This window comes from Streptomyces sp. NPDC001536, from assembly GCF_042894505.1.
In the GTDB taxonomy this organism is placed as follows: domain Bacteria; phylum Actinomycetota; class Actinomycetes; order Streptomycetales; family Streptomycetaceae; genus Streptomyces.
Window position 1 is genome coordinate 488,776 of sequence record NZ_JBIAVQ010000005.1, and the last position, 18,573, is coordinate 507,348.

15 protein-coding genes and 1 riboswitch are annotated in these 18,573 nt (G+C 71.1%); of the genes, 5 read left to right on the forward strand and 10 right to left on the reverse strand.

The window, feature by feature from the left end:
* Nucleotides 1-270 precede the first annotated feature (270 nt).
* Complete coding sequence (locus tag ACFY0U_RS17740; protein ID WP_388636205.1) at nt 271-2,067, forward strand: AMP-dependent synthetase/ligase; 1,797 nt, start codon at nt 271-273, stop codon at nt 2,065-2,067.
* A 19-nt stretch (nt 2,068-2,086) separates the two neighbouring features.
* Here the strand turns inward: ACFY0U_RS17740 and ACFY0U_RS17745 are convergent, their stop codons facing one another.
* Both ACFY0U_RS17745 and ACFY0U_RS17750 read right to left on the reverse strand, forming a co-directional pair.
* Complete coding sequence (locus tag ACFY0U_RS17745) at nt 2,087-3,673, reverse strand: GMC oxidoreductase (RefSeq protein WP_388636277.1); 1,587 nt, start codon at nt 3,671-3,673, stop codon at nt 2,087-2,089.
* Between the two features lie 83 nt (nt 3,674-3,756).
* Entirely contained in the window at nt 3,757-4,899 is a 1,143-nt protein-coding gene (locus ACFY0U_RS17750; RefSeq protein ID WP_388636207.1) for a glycosyltransferase family 4 protein, read from the reverse strand.
* A gap of 157 nt (nt 4,900-5,056) precedes the next feature.
* Here ACFY0U_RS17750 and ACFY0U_RS17755 point away from each other — a divergent pair, with 157 nt between their 5' ends.
* Nucleotides 5,057-6,292 (forward strand): glycosyltransferase 87 family protein, encoded by a 1,236-nt coding sequence (locus tag ACFY0U_RS17755; RefSeq protein WP_388636209.1) that lies wholly within the window; start codon nt 5,057-5,059, stop codon nt 6,290-6,292.
* Here ACFY0U_RS17755 and ACFY0U_RS17760 read toward each other — a convergent pair.
* Nucleotides 6,253-7,545 carry an MATE family efflux transporter gene (locus ACFY0U_RS17760; RefSeq protein ID WP_388636211.1) on the reverse strand — a complete coding sequence of 431 codons (1,293 nt, stop codon included), beginning with the start codon at nt 7,543-7,545 and terminating at the stop codon, nt 6,253-6,255. The two genes, ACFY0U_RS17755 and ACFY0U_RS17760, sit on opposite strands and share 40 nt — an antisense overlap.
* A gap of 90 nt (nt 7,546-7,635) precedes the next feature.
* Between ACFY0U_RS17760 and ACFY0U_RS17765 the strand changes: the two genes are divergently transcribed.
* Complete coding sequence (locus ACFY0U_RS17765) at nt 7,636-8,193, forward strand: PadR family transcriptional regulator (RefSeq protein ID WP_388636279.1); 558 nt, start codon at nt 7,636-7,638, stop codon at nt 8,191-8,193.
* On the opposite strand, the gene ACFY0U_RS17770 is transcribed toward ACFY0U_RS17765, so the two are convergent.
* The 5 genes from ACFY0U_RS17770 to ACFY0U_RS17790 all read right to left on the reverse strand — a co-directional run bounded on the left by ACFY0U_RS17770 (nt 8,150) and on the right by ACFY0U_RS17790 (nt 13,450).
* Nucleotides 8,150-9,340, reverse strand: coding sequence for a hypothetical protein (locus tag ACFY0U_RS17770; RefSeq protein WP_388636213.1), 1,191 nt, complete (start codon nt 9,338-9,340; stop codon nt 8,150-8,152). The two genes, ACFY0U_RS17765 and ACFY0U_RS17770, sit on opposite strands and share 44 nt — an antisense overlap.
* Nucleotides 9,341-9,372: 32 nt before the next feature.
* The gene (locus ACFY0U_RS17775; RefSeq protein ID WP_388636215.1) at nt 9,373-10,386 is read right to left on the reverse strand and encodes an NlpC/P60 family protein; all 1,014 of its coding nucleotides are present in this window, start codon (nt 10,384-10,386) and stop codon (nt 9,373-9,375) included.
* 198 nt (nt 10,387-10,584) lie between these two features.
* The gene (locus ACFY0U_RS17780; RefSeq protein ID WP_388636217.1) at nt 10,585-11,619 is read right to left on the reverse strand and encodes an NlpC/P60 family protein; all 1,035 of its coding nucleotides are present in this window, start codon (nt 11,617-11,619) and stop codon (nt 10,585-10,587) included.
* Nucleotides 11,620-11,829: 210 nt separating this feature from the next.
* Entirely contained in the window at nt 11,830-13,173 is a 1,344-nt protein-coding gene (locus ACFY0U_RS17785) for an NYN domain-containing protein (protein ID WP_388636219.1), read from the reverse strand.
* A gap of 37 nt (nt 13,174-13,210) precedes the next feature.
* A complete protein-coding gene (locus ACFY0U_RS17790) occupies nt 13,211-13,450 on the reverse strand; it encodes a hypothetical protein (protein WP_037719539.1) in 240 nt (79 codons plus the stop codon).
* 163 nt (nt 13,451-13,613) lie between these two features.
* Between ACFY0U_RS17790 and ACFY0U_RS17795 the strand changes: the two genes are divergently transcribed.
* Together ACFY0U_RS17795 and ACFY0U_RS17800 are read left to right on the forward strand one after the other, a co-directional pair.
* On the forward strand, nt 13,614-14,354 hold the full coding sequence (locus tag ACFY0U_RS17795) for a rhomboid family intramembrane serine protease (RefSeq protein ID WP_388636221.1): 741 nt from the start codon (nt 13,614-13,616) through the stop codon (nt 14,352-14,354).
* Nucleotides 14,351-14,632 carry an Lrp/AsnC family transcriptional regulator gene (locus ACFY0U_RS17800; RefSeq protein ID WP_046261229.1) on the forward strand — a complete coding sequence of 94 codons (282 nt, stop codon included), beginning with the start codon at nt 14,351-14,353 and terminating at the stop codon, nt 14,630-14,632. The genes ACFY0U_RS17795 and ACFY0U_RS17800 overlap by 4 nt, the downstream gene beginning before the upstream one ends.
* Here the strand turns inward: ACFY0U_RS17800 and ACFY0U_RS17805 are convergent.
* Together ACFY0U_RS17805 and ACFY0U_RS17810 are read right to left on the reverse strand one after the other, a co-directional pair.
* Complete coding sequence (locus ACFY0U_RS17805; protein ID WP_388636223.1) at nt 14,629-16,845, reverse strand: PQQ-binding-like beta-propeller repeat protein; 2,217 nt, start codon at nt 16,843-16,845, stop codon at nt 14,629-14,631. The genes ACFY0U_RS17800 and ACFY0U_RS17805 overlap by 4 nt on opposite strands.
* 64 nt (nt 16,846-16,909) lie before the next feature.
* On the reverse strand, nt 16,910-18,271 hold the full coding sequence (locus tag ACFY0U_RS17810) for an aminotransferase class V-fold PLP-dependent enzyme (protein WP_388636225.1): 1,362 nt from the start codon (nt 18,269-18,271) through the stop codon (nt 16,910-16,912).
* A 145-nt stretch (nt 18,272-18,416) separates the two neighbouring features.
* A riboswitch (SAM riboswitch) is annotated at nt 18,417-18,533 on the reverse strand.
* Nucleotides 18,534-18,573 lie beyond the last annotated feature (40 nt).

Sequence of the window (18,573 nt, forward strand, 5' to 3'; positions counted from 1 at the left end):
CGATGGGACCTGCGGTTACTGGCTAGTCATCAAATGGGTCGACTACTGTGCGCGGAAAGAAGCACCAATCTGTGTGACGCAGCGAACATCTCGCCGGGCCCCCCTGTCGGAGACGCCATACCGGCGGGTAACGTCCGGGCAGTCCAGTCGTGCTCAGGATTTCAACAAGTGGCGCAACCACTCAGGATCCCGAGCACCTGCCCGAGCCTTGGACCGCACCGTCGCATCGCACAACGTCGTGGCGCCGGCGCCCTATGAGGAGCAGCAGTCTTGCGCGAGTTCAGCCTTCCGGCTTTGTACGAGGTCCCTGCGGACGGCAATCTCACGGACATCGTCCGTAGAAACGCCGCGCAGCATCCCGACGTCGCCGTGATCGCCCGCAAGGTGGGCGGTGTCTGGCAGGACGTGACCGCCACGACCTTCCTGGCCGAGGTGCACGCCGCCGCCAAGGGGCTCATCGCCTCCGGTGTCCGGCCCGGCGACCGTGTCGGTCTGATGTCGCGCACCCGCTACGAGTGGACGCTGCTCGACTTCGCGATCTGGTGCGCGGGCGCGATCACCGTGCCGGTGTACGAGACCAGCTCGCCGGAGCAGGTCCAGTGGATCCTCTCCGACTCGGGCGCCACCGCCATCGTCGTCGAGCTGGACAACCACGTGGCCGCCGTCGAGTCGGTGCGCGACGGGCTGCCCGCCCTCAAGCACGTCTGGCAGATCGACGCCGGGGGCGTGGAGGAGCTGGGCCGGCTCGGCAAGGACATCAGCGACGCCACCGTCGAGGAGCGCAGCTCGCTCGCCAAGGCCGACGACCCGGCGACCATCGTCTACACGTCCGGCACCACCGGCCGCCCCAAGGGCTGTGTGCTGACCCACCGCAGCTTCTTCGCGGAGTGCGGGAACATCGTGGAGCGGCTGCGCCCGCTGTTCCGCACCGGCGAATGCTCCGTCCTGCTCTTCCTCCCGCTCGCGCATGTCTTCGGCCGGCTCGTGCAGATCGCCCCGATGATGGCGCCGATCAAGCTGGGCACCGTCCCGGACATCAAGGACCTCACCAACGAGCTGGCCGCCTTCCGGCCGACCCTGATCCTGGGCGTCCCGCGCGTCTTCGAGAAGGTCTACAACTCGGCGCGCGCCAAGGCGCAGGCGGACGGCAAGGGCAAGATCTTCGACAAGGCCGCCGACACCGCGATCGCCTACAGCAAGGCGCTGGACACCCCGTCGGGCCCGTCCCTCGGTCTGAAGATCAAACACAAGACCTTCGACAAGCTGGTCTACAGCAAGCTGCGCGCGGTCCTCGGCGGCAAGGGCGAGTACGCCATCTCCGGCGGCGCCCCGCTCGGCGAGCGCCTCGGTCACTTCTTCCGCGGCATCGGCTTCACGGTCCTGGAGGGCTACGGCCTGACCGAGTCCTGCGCGGCCACTGCCTTCAACCCCTGGGACCGCCAGAAGATCGGCACGGTCGGGCAGCCGCTGCCCGGCTCGGTGGTCCGGATCGCGGACGACGGCGAGGTGCTGCTGCACGGCGAGCACCTGTTCACGGGCTACTGGAACAACCCGGGCGCGACCGAGGAGGCGCTGGCCGACGGCTGGTTCCACACCGGTGACATCGGCACCCTCGACGAGGACGGCTACCTCCGGATCACCGGCCGCAAGAAGGAGATCATCGTCACCGCGGGCGGCAAGAACGTCGCCCCGGCCGTGATCGAGGACCGTATCCGCGCCCACGCGCTGGTCGCGGAGTGCATGGTGGTGGGCGACGGGCGGCCGTTCGTGGGCGCGCTGGTCACCATCGACGAGGAGTTCCTGGGCCGCTGGGCGGCCGAGCACGGCAAGCCGGCGGGTGTCACCGCGGCGTCGCTGGTCGACGACCCGGACCTGAACGCTGCGATCCAGGCCGCGATCGACGACGGCAACGCCGCGGTGTCGAAGGCGGAATCGGTGCGGAAGTTCCGCATTCTCTCCTCCCAGTTCACGGAGGACTCGGGCCACCTGACGCCGTCCCTGAAGCTCAAGCGCAACGTGGTGGCGAAGGACTACGCGGACGAGGTCGAGGCGATCTACCAGAAGTAGCAGGCCCGCTGAGAGAGCGTCATGGCGCGGTGTCCTCCACGAGGACCCGCGCCATCGTCCGTTCGGCGAGCGCCGTGATCGTCACGAACGGGTTCACCCCGATCGATCCGGGCACGAGCGAGCCGTCGGTGACGTACAGCTTCGAATACCCCTTCACCCTCCCGTAGTTGTCGGTCGCCTTCCCCAACACGCAGCCGCCCAGCGGGTGGTAGGTGAAGTCGTCGGCGAAGACCTTGTTGGACGAGCCGAACAGGTCGTACCGGTAGATGGTGGAGTTCGCCGAGTTGATCCGGTCGAACAGCTTCTTGGCCATGCCCGAGGACACGGCGCTCTGCGCGGCGGTCCAGCCGAGGTTCACGCCGCCCGTGGCGCTGTTGTACGTGAACGTCGCGCGCTGCGGGTTCTTGGTGATCGCCAGATAGAGGCTGACCCAGTGCTCCAGGCCCGTGGGTAAAGGAGCGATCTCCGCGAAGACGGGGTTGGCGGTGTTCGCCCAGTCGTCGATGCCCATGACCGGCATGGTCGACTGGTTCGCCCCGACCGTGTCCCACAGGTGGTTGGCCCGGCCGAGCATCGTGTTGCCGTTGGGTCCCCACCCGGCGCCGACGCTCGCGTCCAGGGCGGGCAGGGTGCCCGTCTCCCGGGCCCGCACCAGGAGTTCGGTGGTGCCGAGGCTGCCGCCGCCGAGGAACAGGTAGGTGCAGCCGTACTGCTTGGTCTCGACGACCGTGCCGGCGTCGTTGACGCGGTCGGCGGTCAGCACGTACGTCCCGTCGCTCGCCCGGCTGACGGCCCTGACCCGCTCCATGGTGTTGATGGTGACGTTGCCGGTGCCGAGCGCGGCGGCGAGATACGTCTTGTCGAGGCTCTTCTTGCCGTGGTTGTTGCCGTAGATGACCTCCTGCGCGAGAGCCGACTTGGTCGCCGTGCCGGCGGCCTCCTTCCGCATGTAGGCGAAGTCGTAGGTGCTGGGCACGAAGGTGGTCCTCAGACCGGTGTTCTGGGCGTGCTTGCGGGAAATGCGCGAGAACCGGTACCACTCCGTCGACTCGAACCAGGCGGGGTCGACGGTGTTGACGCCGAGCATGGAGTTGGCGCGCGGGAAGTAGGTGCCGTACATCTCGTCGGCGTCGACGGTGGGGAACTGCTCGGCGAAGTACGACTTCAGCGGGGTCACCGCCATGCAGCCGTTCACCAGGGAGCCGCCGCCGACGCCCCGCCCCACGAACACGGACATGTTGGCGAAGCGCACCCGGTCCAGGACACCCGGGTAGGGGCTGATGTCCTTGTTGACGACGTCCAGCCACAGGAAGGTGGCCAGCGGCGCCTCGGTGCGGGTGCGGAACCACATGGAGCGCTGGTCCGGGTTGGCCGTGGAGCAGAAGACCTTGCCGTCGGAGCCGGGGGTGTTCCAGAGCCGGCCCATCTCGATCATGATCGTGCGGATGCCCGCCTGACCGAGGCGGAGGGCGGCCACGGCGGCGCCGTAGCCCGAACCGACCACGATGGCGGGGGCGTTGTCGACGGCGGCCGGTTCGACGGCCTGTGCCGACTGGAGACCGATGCGGGTGAGACCTGCGGCGGCGGCCGTCTGGAGGGCGGCCATGCCCAGTATGTGACGTCTCGTCAGCTGACGCTGCATCAGTTTTGCTGTCATGCGCGCAGCATCGGCGGATTATCCGCTTCTGGCTATAGCAACGTCTTCAACTTTTCCGCCAACAGATCCCAGCGCCACCTCTCCTCGACCCACTCCCGCCCCCGCTCCCCCATCCGGCTCCGCAGTTCCGCGTCCCCGAGGAGGACGACGATGCGCTCGGCCGCCTCCTCCACCGAGCCGCCCCGCACCACCCAGCCGGTCTCACCGTCCAGCACGGCGTCCGGGGCACCGCCCGAGTCCCCCGCCACCACCGGCAGCCCCGTCGCCGACGCCTCCAGGTACACGATCCCGAGCCCCTCGACGTCCAGCCCGCCCCGCCGGGTCCGGCAGGGCATGGCGAAGACGTCCCCGGCACCGAAGTGCGCGGGCAGCTCGGACCAGGGCACGGCACCGGTGAAGCGGACGGAGTCGGCGACCCGGGTCTCCGCGGCGAGCTTGCGCAGCTCCTTCTCGTACGGCCCGCCGCCGACGATCAGCAGCACGGCGTCCGGCTGGGCCGCCAGGATCCGCGGCATGGCCAGGATCAGCGTGTCCTGCCCCTTGCGCGGCACGAGCCGCGAGACACACACGACCACCGGCCGGTCCGTCAGCCCCAGCCGGGCCCGCACGGCATCGCCCCCCGACCCCGGATGGAAGGTCTTCTCGTCCACCCCCGGCGGCAGCTGCACCATCCGCGAGGCCGCCCGGGGCGTCAGCGCACCGGCGATCCGCGAGCGCGTGTACTCGCCGAGGTAGGTGATCGTGTCCGTGCCCTCCCCGATCCGGCGCAGCAGCTGCCGCGCGGCGGGCAGCTGGGCCCACCCCGCCTCGTGCCCGTGGGTCGTGGCCACCAGCCGCTCGGCCCCGGCCTTCCTGAGCGCGGGCGCCATCAGCCCGAGCGGCGCGGCCGCCCCGAACCACACCGACGTACAGCCGTGCTCCCGCAGCAGTCCGACGGCCGTACGCGTGGCCGCGGGCGTCGGCAGGAGCATCGTCGTACGGTCGCGTACGACGGTGAAGGGCTGCTCGGCGTCGAAGGCGGCCGTAGCCTCGGCGCCCTCGCGGCCGCGCTTCCAGGTGGACGCGTACACGACGAGCCGCTCCGGGTCGAGCCGCAGCGCCATGTTGTGCAGGAAGGCCTGGATACCGCCCGGCCTGGGCGGGAAGTCGTTCGTCACGATCAGGGTCTTGTGCATCGCCGCCGACCCTATCCAAACGTCCGCCTACCCTGGTCGAAGGCCCGCCCACAGCTCGGCACGGCCGCGTTTATGGCAAGCACACAGGTGGCCGGGACATCATGGCCATCTCAAGAGTGGCAACCTCGGGAACGGCGACGGGCGAACAGGGGCTCCGGTGGACATTGCGGGTGCGAGGCGGTCTCCGGCCGGACTGCTGGTGGTCTGGGGCCTGACCCGGCTGCTGCTGCTCCTGTTCGTGCTCAAGGTGTTCGTCTTCCCCGGCCCGGACGTCACCAGCGATGTCTCCGTGATCTACCAGGGCTGGTACGAGGTCCTGCGCACCGGAACGTTCCCGCTGGACGACGTCACCTGGCAGTACCCGCCGGCCGCCGCCCTCGCGATCCTCTCCCCCGCCCTGCTGCCCTTCCTGCCGTACGCGACGGCGTTCTTCGTCCTCGCCTTCCTCGGCGACCTGGTCGCCTTCTCCCTGCTGCTGTACGCGGGCCTGCGCCCCGGCCGCTCGCTGCGCGGCGCCTGGGTGTGGGTGGTGGGCGTACCGCTGCTCGGGCCGACCGTCTACGCCCGCTACGACGTGATGGTCACCGCGGTCGCGGTGGCCGCGCTGCTCGCGGGCGCCCGGCACCCCCGGGTGATGGGCGTTCTCGTGGGCTTCGGGGCGATGCTCAAGGTGTGGCCGGCGCTGCTGCTGGTCGCCGTCCGCAGGCGGAGCACCTGGATGGCGACGGCGGTCACCGCGGCCGGCCTCGCCGCCCTGTTCTCCGTCACCATGCCCGGCGCGTTCGCCTTCCTGACCTTCCAGGCCGACCGGGGCACCGAGGTGGAGTCGCTGGGCTCGCTCGTCTTCCATGTGGCCCGGCAGTACGGCTGGGACGGCCAGGTGCTGCTCAACTACGGCTCGGTGGAGTTCCTCGGCCCCTGGGTCAACGTCGTCAGCACGGCCGCCCTCGCCCTGACCGGCCTCGCCTTCGGCTGGCTGCTGCTGTGGCGGCTGAGGGCGACCCGGTTCGAGGCGCACACCGCGGCCGACGCGGCCTTCGTGGCGGTGCTGCTGTTCACCACGACCAGCCGGGTGATCAGCCCGCAGTACATGGTGTGGCTGATCGGTCTCGCGGCCGTCTGCCTGTGCTTCCGGGCGAGCCGGATGGGGGTGCCCGCCCTGATCGTGCTGGTGGCGTCCTTCGTGACGGTCCTGGAGTTCCCGATCTACTTCGGCAATGTCGTCGCCAGCGACGGCCTCGGCGTGACCCTGCTGTTCCTCCGCAACGGCCTGCTGGTCGCGGCGACCGTCCTCGCGGCCCTGGAGCTGTGGCGCTCGACGGTGCCGCCCGAGGCCGAGACCCCGGTGCCCACTCAGGCCGCCCGGACGACAGAGACCTCGGTCACCTCCTGACGCAGGGCCGCGAGCAGGACGGCCGCCGCGCACTGCATCGCCATGGACAGCGCGAGCGCCAGACACACACCGGGCAGCCCCAGCCCCGACAGCCCGTACGCCAGCGGCAGCTGCACCGCGGTCCCGAGCAGCGTCACCCGCAGCAGCACCGGCGCCCCTCCGCTGCCCTCGAAGACCCCGCCGAGCGCGATGAAGCAGCCCATCAGCAGCAGGTAGGGCCCGGCACAGCGCAGGAAGAGCGCTCCGTCGTGGGCGACGCCGGGTCCGGCACCGAAGGCGGCCATGATCCAGGGAGCGGTCAGGGCCAGCACAAGGGCGGCCCCCAGCGCGAACCCTCCCGAGACCAGCACGGCCTGCCGCCCGACCGCCCGCCGTGAGTCCCGCCCGGCGCCCAGCAGATGCGCGGTGTGGATGGAGGCGGCCTGCCGTACGGCGTAGAAGCCCATCGTGGCCACGTACATGACCTTGTACGCGATCGCGTACCCGGCCACCGCCGTCACCCCCAGCCGCGCCACGATCGCGACCAGCACCAGCGCTCCGCCCTGCCGCACGGTGAAGTCGGCGGCCATGGGCAGCCCGGTGCGCAGCGTCCGCCAGAAGGCGGTCCCGGGTCCGGTGGCGGTGCGCAGCAACGGGTTCCGGCGCACCGCCAGCAGCCCCACGCCGAGGGCCACGCCCCGGCACAGCACCGTCGAGGCGGCGGCGCCCTGGACGCCGTAGAGGTGGATGAGGAACGGGTCGCAGACCAGGATCAGCCCGTTGGCGAGCAGCGCCAGCCGCATCGGGGTCCTCGTGTCCCCCGTGCCCTTGAGGATGCCGTCGACCAGCTGCTGGGCGAAGAACACGGCGATGCCCGGCATCGATATCGCGAAGTACCCGACCGCCAGCGGCAGCGCCTCGCCCCCGCCGAGGACCAGGCGGGCGAGCGGCTCCCGCAGCAGGAACCCGCCCGCCACCACCAGCGGTGTGATCACCGCGAACACCGCCCAGCCCCCGCGCACGGCCGCCCGCACGGCCCCCGGATCCCGCGCGCCCCGGGCGTGCGCGACCAGCACGGTCGTACCGGAGCCGAAGACCAGGGCGACGCCCAGCAGCACGTTCTCGGTGTTCGTCGCCACCGCGACGGCGGCCACGGCCGGGCCGCCGAGCCGGGAGACCCAGACGGTGTTGATGATCCCGGCGGCGACGGAGGCGAGGAGCGAGAAGTAGACGGGGTGGGCGAGGGCGATGAGCTGTTTCCGGTGACTGTTCACGCAGGGACCCCCTCTTATCGAGCTACCTCGAAACGAGGTAGCTCGATAAGAGGTAGCATGGCAGGACGACACCCGCAAGGAGGAATCACGGTGCTGGAGCTGTCGATCCTGGGCTTCCTGGCCGAAGAGCCCCTGCACGGCTACGAGTTGAAGGAGCGCATCAAGGCGCTCAGCGGCCATGTCCGCCCGGTCAGCGACGGCGCCCTCTATCCGGCGATCACCCGCCTGATCAAGGCCGGCAAGCTCGACCAGCACGAGGAGCCGGGCGCGAGCGCGGCCCCGCGCCGCACGCTCTCCCTCACCGATCAGGGCCGCGAGGACCTGCTGGAGCGGCTGCGCCGTCCCAAGCCGGTCGAGATCACCGACCAGGTCCGCTTCAACACGGTGCTCACGTTCCTACGACACCTGCCGGACCCGCGGGAACAGGCCGAAGTCCTGCGCCGCCGCCTGGAGTTCCTCGACACACCGACGAGCTTCTTCTACGACGGTGGAAAGCCCGTCCGCGCGGAGGAGAGCGGCGACCTGTTCCGGGAGGGCATGCTGCGGGTCGCGCGGGCGACCGGGGCAGCCGAACGCACCTGGCTCGAAGAGGCCATAGCGCGACTCAGCCGAGCTGAGCCCGCAGATAGTCCCGCCACCGGGCCGTGAAGTCCTCCAGGTTCGTGTCGAGCACCCGCTCCAGCGCGTCCTCGACCGCCCCGGCCCGCTGCTTGTGGGCACCCACGGCCTGGTAGAACTCCCGCAGCTTCGGCTCGCCCCACTGCTCCGCGACCATCCGGCACGCCATCCAGCCGCTCTCGTAGGCCTGCGCGAGCTCGGTCGCGTTGCCGCTGAAGCCGAAGTCCGCGTCCTCGGGCAGCTCCGCCGGCGCCCGCCCGTCGGTCACCGCCCGCCAGAGTTCGGGGGCGGCCTGCACGGGTGAGCGGCCGGAGTCGAGGTAGCCCACGAAGTCGGCGTACCCCTCGGACAGCCACAGGGGTGTGGCCGCGCTGGTGTGGGCGCGGGTGGCGACATGGGTGGTCTCGTGGGTGAGCACGACCTGTTTGCCGACATCGCCGAGGACGCCGTACGCGTCGGGGTTGACGATGATCCGGTCCGCGGGCGCGCTCGCCGGGGCGCCGGTCTCGCCCGTGGTGACGGCCGCGATCCCGCGGTAGGAGGAGGCGGGCGAGCCGAGCAGTCCCGCCATGCCGTCCAGGGAGTTCGGTACGAGGACGACGACATGCCGGGACCAGTCGGTGCCCCAGGCAGCCGAGACGGCCGGCACGGCGTGGTCCGCCAGGTCGGCGTAGGAGTGCAGGATCTCGGTCGACTGCTCGGCGCCCAGGACGAGACTGTGCTCGCCGCGTACGACGGCCACCTCGCCCTGGTCCCAGAGCTGCTCGGCGGCCTTCTCGGCGGGCTTCTCCGCGTCCACGTACCACCGGCCGCTCGCGTCCAGGCTCAGGGTGAGGGAGCGGCCGACGTCGACCGGCGCGTTGTCGTATCCCTGTATCCGGTAGCTGAGTTCGACGTCGGCGGTGGCCGTGGCACCGTCGCGGTGCAGGGCGGTCAGCCGGTAGGCCCAGGCCGCGAACGGCACACCGCGGGCGTTCTCGAACCAGCCCAGGTCGCCCGTCTTTTGGAAGGCCGCCCGGTCCCGGTCCAGGACGGCGGCCGACCGCCGGTCCAGGAGCCGCTGGACATCGGCCGTGGCGGTGTCGGCGCCGGGCCCGCCGCCGCATCCCACCAAGGAGACGAGCAGCAGGCACAGCACCACGACACCGTGCTTCGACGCCCGCCTTCGACCAGCCATTTCCCGATCGTACGGCGCAGACGAGGCGTTGGTCAGACCCTCGTGACCGTCGCCCCCGGCATCATGCCCACCGGGTCGTAGCGCACGGGCGCGCCGGGGTAGGGCGCGTGGATGACCTGGCCGTTGCCCACGTACATCCCGACATGGCTGGCGTCCGACCGGTAGGTGACCAGATCACCGGGCTGGGCCTGGGAGAGCGGGACCTGCCGGCCCGCGTGGCGCTGCGCCTGCGAGGTGCGCGGCAGGGAGACACCGGCCTGGCGGTACGACCACACCATCAGGCCCGAGCAGTCGAATCCGGAGGGGCCGGTGGAGCCCCAGACGTACGGCTTGCCGAGCGCGGCACGGGCGGCGGCGACCGCGGCACCGGCCCGGGCGTTGGGCGGGACCGCGCCGCCGAGGTCGGGCATGTCCTCGCGGCCCGACCGCGAGGCCCGGTCGTAGGCGGCGCGCTCCGCGGACGGCAGGGAGTTGAGGAGCTCACGGGCTTTGGCGAGCTTCTTCTCGACGGTCCGCTTGTGGGTCGCCACCGCCTTGCGGCTCTTCTCCAGTTCGGCGAGCTGCCCGGCCGCCTCCACCCGCTCCTGGGTGAGCTCGCGCATCGCCTCCTGGAGGTCCTTGAGCTCACCGGCCTGGTGGGCGGTGATCCGGTCCAGGGCGGCGGCCTTGTCGAGGTAGTCGTCCGGGTCGTCGGAGAAGAGCAGGGCGAGGGAGGGATCGAGGCCGCCGGCGCGGTACTGGGCGCCGGCGAGCGAACCGAGCGCCTCCCGCATGGAGTTGATGCGCTCCTGCTGGCGGGCGATCCGGTCCTGGGCGGTGGAGACCTGCCCGCGCAGGGTGTCGGCGCGTTCGTCGGCCTTGTTGTAGGCCTCGGTGGCCTTCTCGGCCTCCTCGTAGAGACGGTCCACCTCGGCACGGGTGTCGTCGTGCGGCGCGGCCGACGCCGGTACGGCTCCGAGGGCCGCGGCGGTGGCTGACAGGACGCAGAGCGCGGCGGACGCGCCCCGGTCGAACCCGGACGGTGCAAGGCGGCGATGGGACCCCACGGGAAGCCGCACTCCTTCCGCTGGCGGACAAGGAAACGCGGCCGACAGTAACCCTGTGACCGGTCGCCCACCAACGACCTCCGCGGGCACGGAACGTGACACCCCGCCCCTGACGCAGGTCATGGGCGGGGTGCGGGGTCAGTTCACGGTGTCACGATTCGCCCGTTCGGGCGGTGCGGTGTCGTGATCTTGAGGTGCTCAGATCCGGACGCCGAACTGGAACGGCATGTTGTTGATCGACTCGTAGCGGACGACCGTGCCGGTGCGCGGGGCGTGCAGGACCTGGCCGTTGCCGGCGTAGAAGCCGACGTGGTGCAGGTCGCCGTAGAAGATGACCAGGTCGCCGACCTTGAGGTCGGACTGGCTGTAGATCCTCGTGCCGTAGCTGGCCTGCGCCTGCGAGGTGCGGGGTATGCCGACGCCGGCCTGGGCGAAGGCCCAGGAGGTCAGGCCCGAGCAGTCGAAGGAGGAGGGGCCGGAGGCGCCGTAGACGTACGGCGAGCCGATCTTGCTCTGGGCGGCCTGGAAGGCGGCGAGGGCGCGGCCGGAGGCGGGGGCGGTGCTGCCGAGGTCGACGCGCTCGCTGGCGGAGCGGCTGGCGCGGGCGTCCTCGGCGGCGATGGCGGCCTTCTCGGCGGCCGTCAGCGTGTTGAGGAGCTTCTGGGCCTCGGCGAGCTTGCCCTGGACTTCCTTCTTCTTCTTGGCCAGCTCGGTGCGGGTGCTGGAGAGGTCCTTGAGCTTCTCGGAGGCCTCGGAGCGCTCCTGGGCGAGCTCGCGCTGCTTCTCCTGGATCTTCTTCAGCGCCTCGACCTGCTGGGCGCTGAGCTGGTCGGCGGTGGACGCCTTGTCCAGGTAGTCGTCCGGGTTCGACGACAGGAAGAGCTGGAGGGAGGAGTCGATGCTGCCCGTGCGGTACTGGGCGGCGGCCGCCAGGCCCATGGAGTCCCGGAGGTCGTTGAGCTCCTCCTGGCCGCGGGCGACGTTGTCCTGGATCGTGGAGATCTCCTTCTGGAGCTTCTCCTGCTTCTCCTTGGCGCCGTTGAGCTTCTCGGTGGCCTGCTCGGCCTCCTCGTAGAGCTTGTCGACCTTGGACTTGACCTCGTCCTTGCTGGGCTTCTCGCTCGGGGCCGCGTTGGCGGCGTTGGCGCTCAGAGCGACTGCAGCGGCAGCAGCTGTGGTCAGCACGGTCACGCGCGTGCGGCTCGGCTGCTTGGGTCGACGGTGGGACGCCACGGAGGTGAGCTCCTTCTTGTGAGTGATCACCCGTTCGGAGGTTCGAGCCCAGACCCTAGTGACCTTCTTGTGATCAGTTCAAATCCTCACGCGAAAAAACCCGTCACAGGCTGCATTCTTTACACACAACTCACATGCGGTGATGCTTGATTGACGCTACGTTGCGTGACGATCCAGCCAATTCGGTCATTAGGCCTGGAAGTTAAACGATCAGGACAGGCGCTTCAAAAGCATCGCCGAAGCGACAGGCCGCGCCCCCGCCTTGGCCACCCCGTCGGCGACCTCGCGGTCGGTGGAGGCGACGATGACCGGCCGCCCCGGCGGCTCGGCGCGCACCAGCTGGCGGATCAACTCGTCAGCGGTCACACCGGGCTTGGAGAACAGCACCCGCACCCCGCGCGGCGGCGCGAGCAGCACCGGCGCGGCCAGCTCGGCCCCGTCGAAGACACACGTCACTTCTGCCCCGGTTTGGGCGGCGAGCTGTGAGAGCTGACCGAGCAGCCTGAGCCGCTGCTTCTCCAGGGGCATCTGGGGATAGCCGGTCTTGGTGACGTTGTAGCCGTCGACCACCAAGTGCGCCTGCGGCAGGGCGAGAAGCTGGTCCAGGATCGCCGGGTCGTTCTCGGACAGGGCCCGCGCCGCGATGTCCTTCGGGGTCATTCGTCCCGGTTCGACCGCGTCGACGGTCTCGGCGGGCCGTACGGACACCGGCGGCAACGCCAGCTCCCGGCGCAGCCCTTGGGCCGCGTCGAGCACGGTGTCGAGCAGCAGCCGTACCCGCATGTCCTCGACGCTGCGCCCCTCCCGGGCCGCACGACGGGTGGCCTCCAGCGCGGCCTCCACCTCGCCCAGGCGGGCCTTGAGCCGCCGGGACTCGACCTCGGCGGCGGACACCTGCGTCTGCCCCTCGGCGCGCACGGTCTCCATCTCGCCCTGGATCTTGCGCAGGGCGGCCTCGCCGCGCTTGACGTCGCTGTGGGCGGCGCGCAGCTTGCGGTGAAGCGATTCGGCTTCCTTCTTGGCCGACTCCAGCTCGCTGCGCAGCCGCTCGGTCTCCGCGCGGGTGTGCTCGCGCGCGTGCGCGAGCTCCTCGCGCAGCCGCTCCAGCTCGGCGCGGCTCTCCTCGTCGGCGCGCTCGGCGTCGGCCCGCTGGGCCTCCTCGCCGGCCGCCGTCACGAGCTTCACCCAGCCGGTGGGGCGCAGTACATAGGCCGCGGCCGCCACGTCGAGCGGATCCGCGGCCGGGGGCGGCGAGCCGGAGTCGAGGGCGCCGGAGAGCTCCGGCTGCGCCTCTCTGAACTTCTCCCCGATCCGCTGCCGGAACAGCGGGTCGGTCTCCAGTGCCGCGGCCATCGCGTTGCCGGCGAACTTGGCCCGCCGGTTGGGCGCGAACCGCGCGTACTGTCTGAGCTGTGCGGGCAGTTCGCCGACGGTCAGCCCGCCGAAGCCGTCGGACACGATCTGCACGACCCGGCGGCGCACGCCGTCGGGCAGCGGACGGTCGAGCACCTCAGCGGCGCCGTCGCCCGGCCCCCCGCCTGCGCTCTCCACCATCCGTCAACACCCCAACCGTTCCGCGGGGCCTGCTCCCTCAGGAGCCGGCGCCCGGCCTGTCCACGAGTTCCACCTGATCCACGGCATTGCACCAGCGGCAGCGCACCGACTCGATGGTCTCACTGACCACCTCGCGCTCCTCGACCTTCGGCTCACCGGCGAGGTCGAGGTGGACGTACTCGACGACCTTCGACGAGCGGGTCACGTCGAAGCGCGTGAGGTTGCCACAGAGGGTGCAGCGCCACCGCGTCGAGGCGGTCGGCAGGGGAACCGTCATCGTGACTGTGCTCATTCCTTCTAGGTCTCTATTGTCCGTGACGCGCCGGTCTCCCGGCGCGTGTGGCCGTAACCCTACGGCCTGGCGGGGACTCGCCGCTGGTCCGTCCACGGCGGCGAGGCGGTCTGTCGGCTTGCGTCCCGTTACGTCATGCTCTGTGTTCATGATCAGCAACTGGAGCGTGGTGGCCGGCCGGGCGAGCAGATCGCTGTGGCGGTCGGCACCGATGACCTATGGCCTCATCGCCCTGTGCTGCGCGCTCTTCGTGATCGGCCCGGCGGCGGGCCTCAATCCGGCGTACGGCTCCGGCGACGCGCTGCTGGCCGCCCAGCGCGCCTACTTCCACCGCTGGGGAGTGGTCCCCGCAGAACTGTTCGAAGGTTCGGCCAGAGCGGTGCTCACCCCGGCGACGGCGCTCTTCGTCCACGGCAGCTGGGTCCATCTCCTCGGCAACATGCTCTTTCTCTACGTCTTCGGCGTGCTGACCGAGGAACGGATGGGCCGCGTCCAGTTCACCCTCTTCTACCTGGGCTGCGGCTATCTCGCGCTGCTGGGCTACGCGGCCGCCAACGCCGACTCCGAGCAGTCCCTGGTCGGCGCCTCCGGGGCGATCTCCGCGGTCCTCGGAGCGTTTCTCTACCTGTTCCCCGGGGCCCGGGTGACAAGCCTGCTCCCGTTCCTCTTCTTCCTCCCCCTGCGCTTCCCGGCCTGGGTCGTGCTGCCCTTCTGGGCGGCCCTCCAGTGGCTGGCGGCGGGACGGGCCTCGCACGGGCCGGGGGTGGCGTATCTGGCACATCTGGTGGGCTTCGGCCTGGGGTTCCTCTTCGCATGGGTGCGATTCGGTCGTACGACTAGAGTGAAGGCCGCCCCAGCTCCGGCCCCCGAGGGAGAGAACCAGCCGTGATCACCGCGATCGTCCTCATCAAGACCAGCGTGGACCGGATCCCCGAGATCGCCGAGTCGATCGCGGCCCTGGACTCCGTGAGCGAGGTCTTCTCCGTCACCGGCACCTACGACCTGATCGCCATGGTCCGGGTCAAGCAGCACGAGGACCTCGCCGAGGTCATCCCCGGCAGCATCAGCAAGATCCCGGGCGTCGAGGGCACCGACACCCACGTCGCCTTCCGCACGTACTCCCAGCACGACCTGGAGGCGGCGTTCGCGATCGGGCTGGACAGCTAGACGGTCACGTCGAGGGCCATGATGCCCTTGGCCGTGCCGGCGTAGACACGGCGGCCGCGGACGACGGGGCTCAGCAGGACGCCCGGATCGGCACCCACCTCGGCCTTCCAGAGCCGCTTGCCCCGGATGTCGAGGGCGTGGATCTCGGTGTCCGTGCGCACATAGACGATGGAGTCCACCAGCACCGGGTCCGAGAAGGCCCCGCCTCCGCCGTACGTCCAGGCCACCTCGCCGTCCTTCGTGATCGCCCGGAGCGTCGCCTCCGCGGCGGTCACCCCCAGGAAGTCGAAGGTGGCCGCCTTCGCCGGGACGTAGGAACCGGCGATGCCCTGCTCCCTCCACTTCAGGCGGCCCGCCAGGTCCAGCCCGAACAGTTCGTTCGCCTGGTTCCCGCTGCTCACGACCACTCTGTCGCCGCTCACGGCGGGGCGGCCGGCATCACCGTCCAGCAGGGCGTCGAACGGCTTGGCGGCGCCTTCGTCGGTGATCCCGTAGAGGTGGTTGTCGTAGCAGGGCACGTAGAGGACGTCATCGGCCACGACGAGCTCCTCGGTCGGCGCACCGCCCACCGAGGCGTCCCAGCGCACCTCGCCCCGGCTGTCGTACGCCTGCACGACACCCTCACCGTCGAAGGCGCGCACAGCGGAGCCGACGACGACGGCGCCCCCGAGCACCGCGGGCTGCCGGAAGTACGGACTGGGCAGATCCCGCTTCCACATCTGCTCGCCGTCGGCGCTCACCGCGATGAGCCGGCCCGGTTCGGCCGGTTCCCCGTCCGCGCTCACGGTGTCGGTGACCAGGGCGACGAAGATCCCGTCGGCGGTGACGACCGGCCTGGTGACGAAGGCCTCCCCCTCGATGATGGGCACCTTCCAGCGTTCCGAGCCGTCGCTGCCCACAGCCCGCAGGGTCCCGTCGGCCAGGGCGACGTACAGCGTCCGGCCGTCGGCGGAGAGCGCCCCGCACGGACCGCCGTCCGCGCTCGGCGCGCCACCGGCCTCGTACGTCCAGCTCACGGCCGCCTTCCGCGCGACGGCCCCCGGCTTGTTCGCGCTCCCGCCCTTCGCCTCGGCCTCGGCATCGGCGTCCGGCCTCCCGAGCCACCACCAGCCGCCCGCTCCCCCGGCGGCGGCGACCACGGCCCCACCCGCCACGGCCCGCAACAGCCGGCGCCGCGAAGGCGTGGGCGCGGAACCGGGGACCACGGCCGTCGCCGGGACCTCCGGCACGACCACACCCGGCACCGGCGTGTCCGTCACCGTCACCGGCGCCACGTACTCGACCCGGCTCTCCCGCTCCCCCGACTCCCCCTGCGGAAGCCACCGTTCGTCACCCCGGGCGGCCACGGACTCCGGCGAGGCGGACCGGAACCAGCCCGGTCGTACGCTCTCGCGCAGCGATCCCGCCGTATGGCCCACGGCCGCGACCACCGCCTCCGGGGTCGGCCGCTCCCCCGGCTCGTTCCGCAGACAGGACTCCACCAGCGGCAGCAGCCCGTCCGGGACGCCCATCAGGTCGAAGTCACGGGTCAGCACGCGCAGCAGGATCACCGAGTCCTGGCCCTCACCGAAGGGCTCGCGGCCGCTCGCCGCGTACGCCAGGACCGCGCCCAGGGCGAAGACGTCGCTGGGCGGGCCGACCTGGCCGCCGTTGCGGATCTGCTCGGGCGAGACATAGCCGACCGAGCCGACGATCGCGCCCGTGCGGGTCATCGCCGTGGCCTCCAGCGCCCGGACGATCCCGAAGTCGATGACCCGGGGGCCGTCAGGGGCGAGCAGGATGTTGGAGGGCTTGAGGTCCCGGTGGACCATGCCCTTGGCGTGGATCGCGCCCAGCGCCTCGCCCAGCGCCGCCGCCAGCACCCGTACGGCCGGCTCCGGCAGCGCCCCGCCGTCCAGCACCGCGTCCCTGAGGTTCGGGCCCTCCACGAACTCCGTCGCCATCCACGGGCGTTCGCCCTCGGGGTCGGCGTCGACCACGCGCGCGGTGTACGTCCCCGTCCCGCCGACCGTCTGCGCGGCCCGCACCTCCTGCCGGAACCGGGCGCGGAAGGTGCGGTCCTGGGCGTACTCGGAGCGCACGACCTTCACCGCGAGGCGCAGCCCCGCCCGTGACTCGGCGAGATAGACCTCACCCATGCCGCCCGAGCCGAGCCGGCCCCGTACCTCGTACGGGCCGATCCTGCGTGGGTCCGTCGCGCGCAGCACCTGCACTTCCTGCTCCCCCGTCCGGCGTGAACCTGTCGAGGAGGCAGGGTATAGCAGGCCTGTCAGCAGGTCAGACAGCCGGGACGCAACGGCCGTCCTCCGTACGGTACTTCCACTTCGCACCGTCCTGGACGAGCTCCTTGACGGCGGTCACGAAGCGCTCGACGTGCTCGTCCGGCGTCCCCGCGCCGAAGCTCACCCGGATCGCGTTGAGGGACTTCTCGCCGGGCGCCGCCTCCGGGGCCCCGCACTCGCCCTGGGTCTGGGGGTCGCTGCCGAGGAGGGTACGCACGAGGGGGTGGGCGCAGAAGAGGCCGTCGCGCACCCCGATGCCGTACTCGGCGGAGAGGGCGGCGGCGAAGTGGGAGCTGTTCCAGCCCTGGACGACGAAGGAGATCACGCCGACGCGCGGGGCGTCGTCGCCGAAGAGGGAGAGGATCCGGACCTCCGGGACCTCGGCGAGGCCCGCCTTCACCTTCTCGATCAGGTGCTGCTCACGGGCGACCAGGGTGTCGAAGCCGGCCTCGGTGAGCGCCTTGCAGGCCGAGGCGATGGAGTAGGCGCCGATCACGTTCGGGGACCCTGCCTCGTGGCGGGCCGCGGTCTCGTGCCACTCGACGTCCACGCCGCCGTCCTCACGACGGGTGACCTTGCGGCTGGCGCCGCCGCCCGCGAGGTAGGGGTCGGCGGCCCGGAGCCAGTCGGCGCGGCCCGCGAGGACACCGGAGCCGAAGGGGGCGTAGAGCTTGTGGCCGGAGAAGGCGATCCAGTCGACGTCCAGGTCCCGCACGGAGACCGGGTGGTGGGGGGCCAGCTGGGCGGCGTCCAGGACGATCCGGGCGCCGTGCGCGTGGGCGGCGGCGGCCAGCTCACGCACCGGCCACAGCTCGCCGGTGACGTTGGAGGCACCGGTCACGCAGACCAGGGCCGGGCCGTGGGGGTCGCGCTGGGCGAGGGCCCGCTCCAGGGTCTCGACGGCCTGGGCCGGGGTGCGCGGGGCGTTGAGGTAGGTGACCCGGGCGTCCTGCCAGGGCAGCAGGCTCGCGTGGTGCTCGGTCTCGAAGACGAAGACCTGGCAGTCGGCGGGGAGGGCGGCGGCGAGGAGGTTCAGGGAGTCCGTGGTCGAGCGGGTGAAGATCAGCTGGTCGTCGGCGCGGCAGTCCAGGAACTCGCGGACGGTCTTCCGGGCGTTCTCGAACAGGTCCGTCGACAGCTGGGAGAGGTAGCCGGCGCCGCGGTGGACACTGCCGTAGTACGGGGCGTAGGCCGCCACGTCGTCCCACACGCGCTGGAGGGCGGGGGCGCTGGCCGCGTAGTCGAGGGCCGCGTAGGTGACTTCGCCGCCCGTGACGAGCGGGACGGTGACATCCCGACCCAGAACGGGCAGCGGGGCACAAATGGTCTGGACGGCGGCAGCGGTGGAGACAGACATGGGGAACTCCCGTGAGAGAGCATGCCGAAGACGGCCATGCGGAGATGAGAAGAAGGGTGCGCGGAGGCGGGGCTCGGCGGCCCTATCGCATTCGCTTGCTCACGGAAGACTCCCTCGAACGACCAGGACCCCTGGATTCGAGAGGGGCCCGCGCTTGCCGTAGACCTCGCTGCCTACGGCCTGGTCTTCACCCGGGGCACCCCGCCACGGACGGAGGGTTGCCGGACAGTCGGCCGGGGCCTCATGACTGTCACTCATGACCTGGTCAAAGAACGTACGCGATGTGATCGTCGTCCCGCAAC

Bases quoted from the DNA above. Each gene is read 5' to 3' on its own strand.
- ACFY0U_RS17750 (WP_388636207.1), bottom strand. From the start codon at position 4,899: ATGCACAAGACCCTGATCGTGACGAACGACTTCCCGCCCAGGCCGGGC.
- ACFY0U_RS17795 (WP_388636221.1), top strand. From the start codon at position 13,614: ATGATCAGCAACTGGAGCGTGGTGGCCGGCCGGGCGAGCAGATCGCTG.
- ACFY0U_RS17785 (WP_388636219.1), bottom strand. From the start codon at position 13,173: ATGGTGGAGAGCGCAGGCGGGGGGCCGGGCGACGGCGCCGCTGAGGTG.
- ACFY0U_RS17810 (WP_388636225.1), bottom strand. From the start codon at position 18,271: ATGTCTGTCTCCACCGCTGCCGCCGTCCAGACCATTTGTGCCCCGCTG.
- ACFY0U_RS17770 (WP_388636213.1), bottom strand. From the start codon at position 9,340: ATGGCTGGTCGAAGGCGGGCGTCGAAGCACGGTGTCGTGGTGCTGTGC.
- ACFY0U_RS17745 (WP_388636277.1), bottom strand. From the start codon at position 3,673: ATGGCCGCCCTCCAGACGGCCGCCGCCGCAGGTCTCACCCGCATCGGT.
- ACFY0U_RS17790 (WP_037719539.1), bottom strand. From the start codon at position 13,450: ATGACGGTTCCCCTGCCGACCGCCTCGACGCGGTGGCGCTGCACCCTC.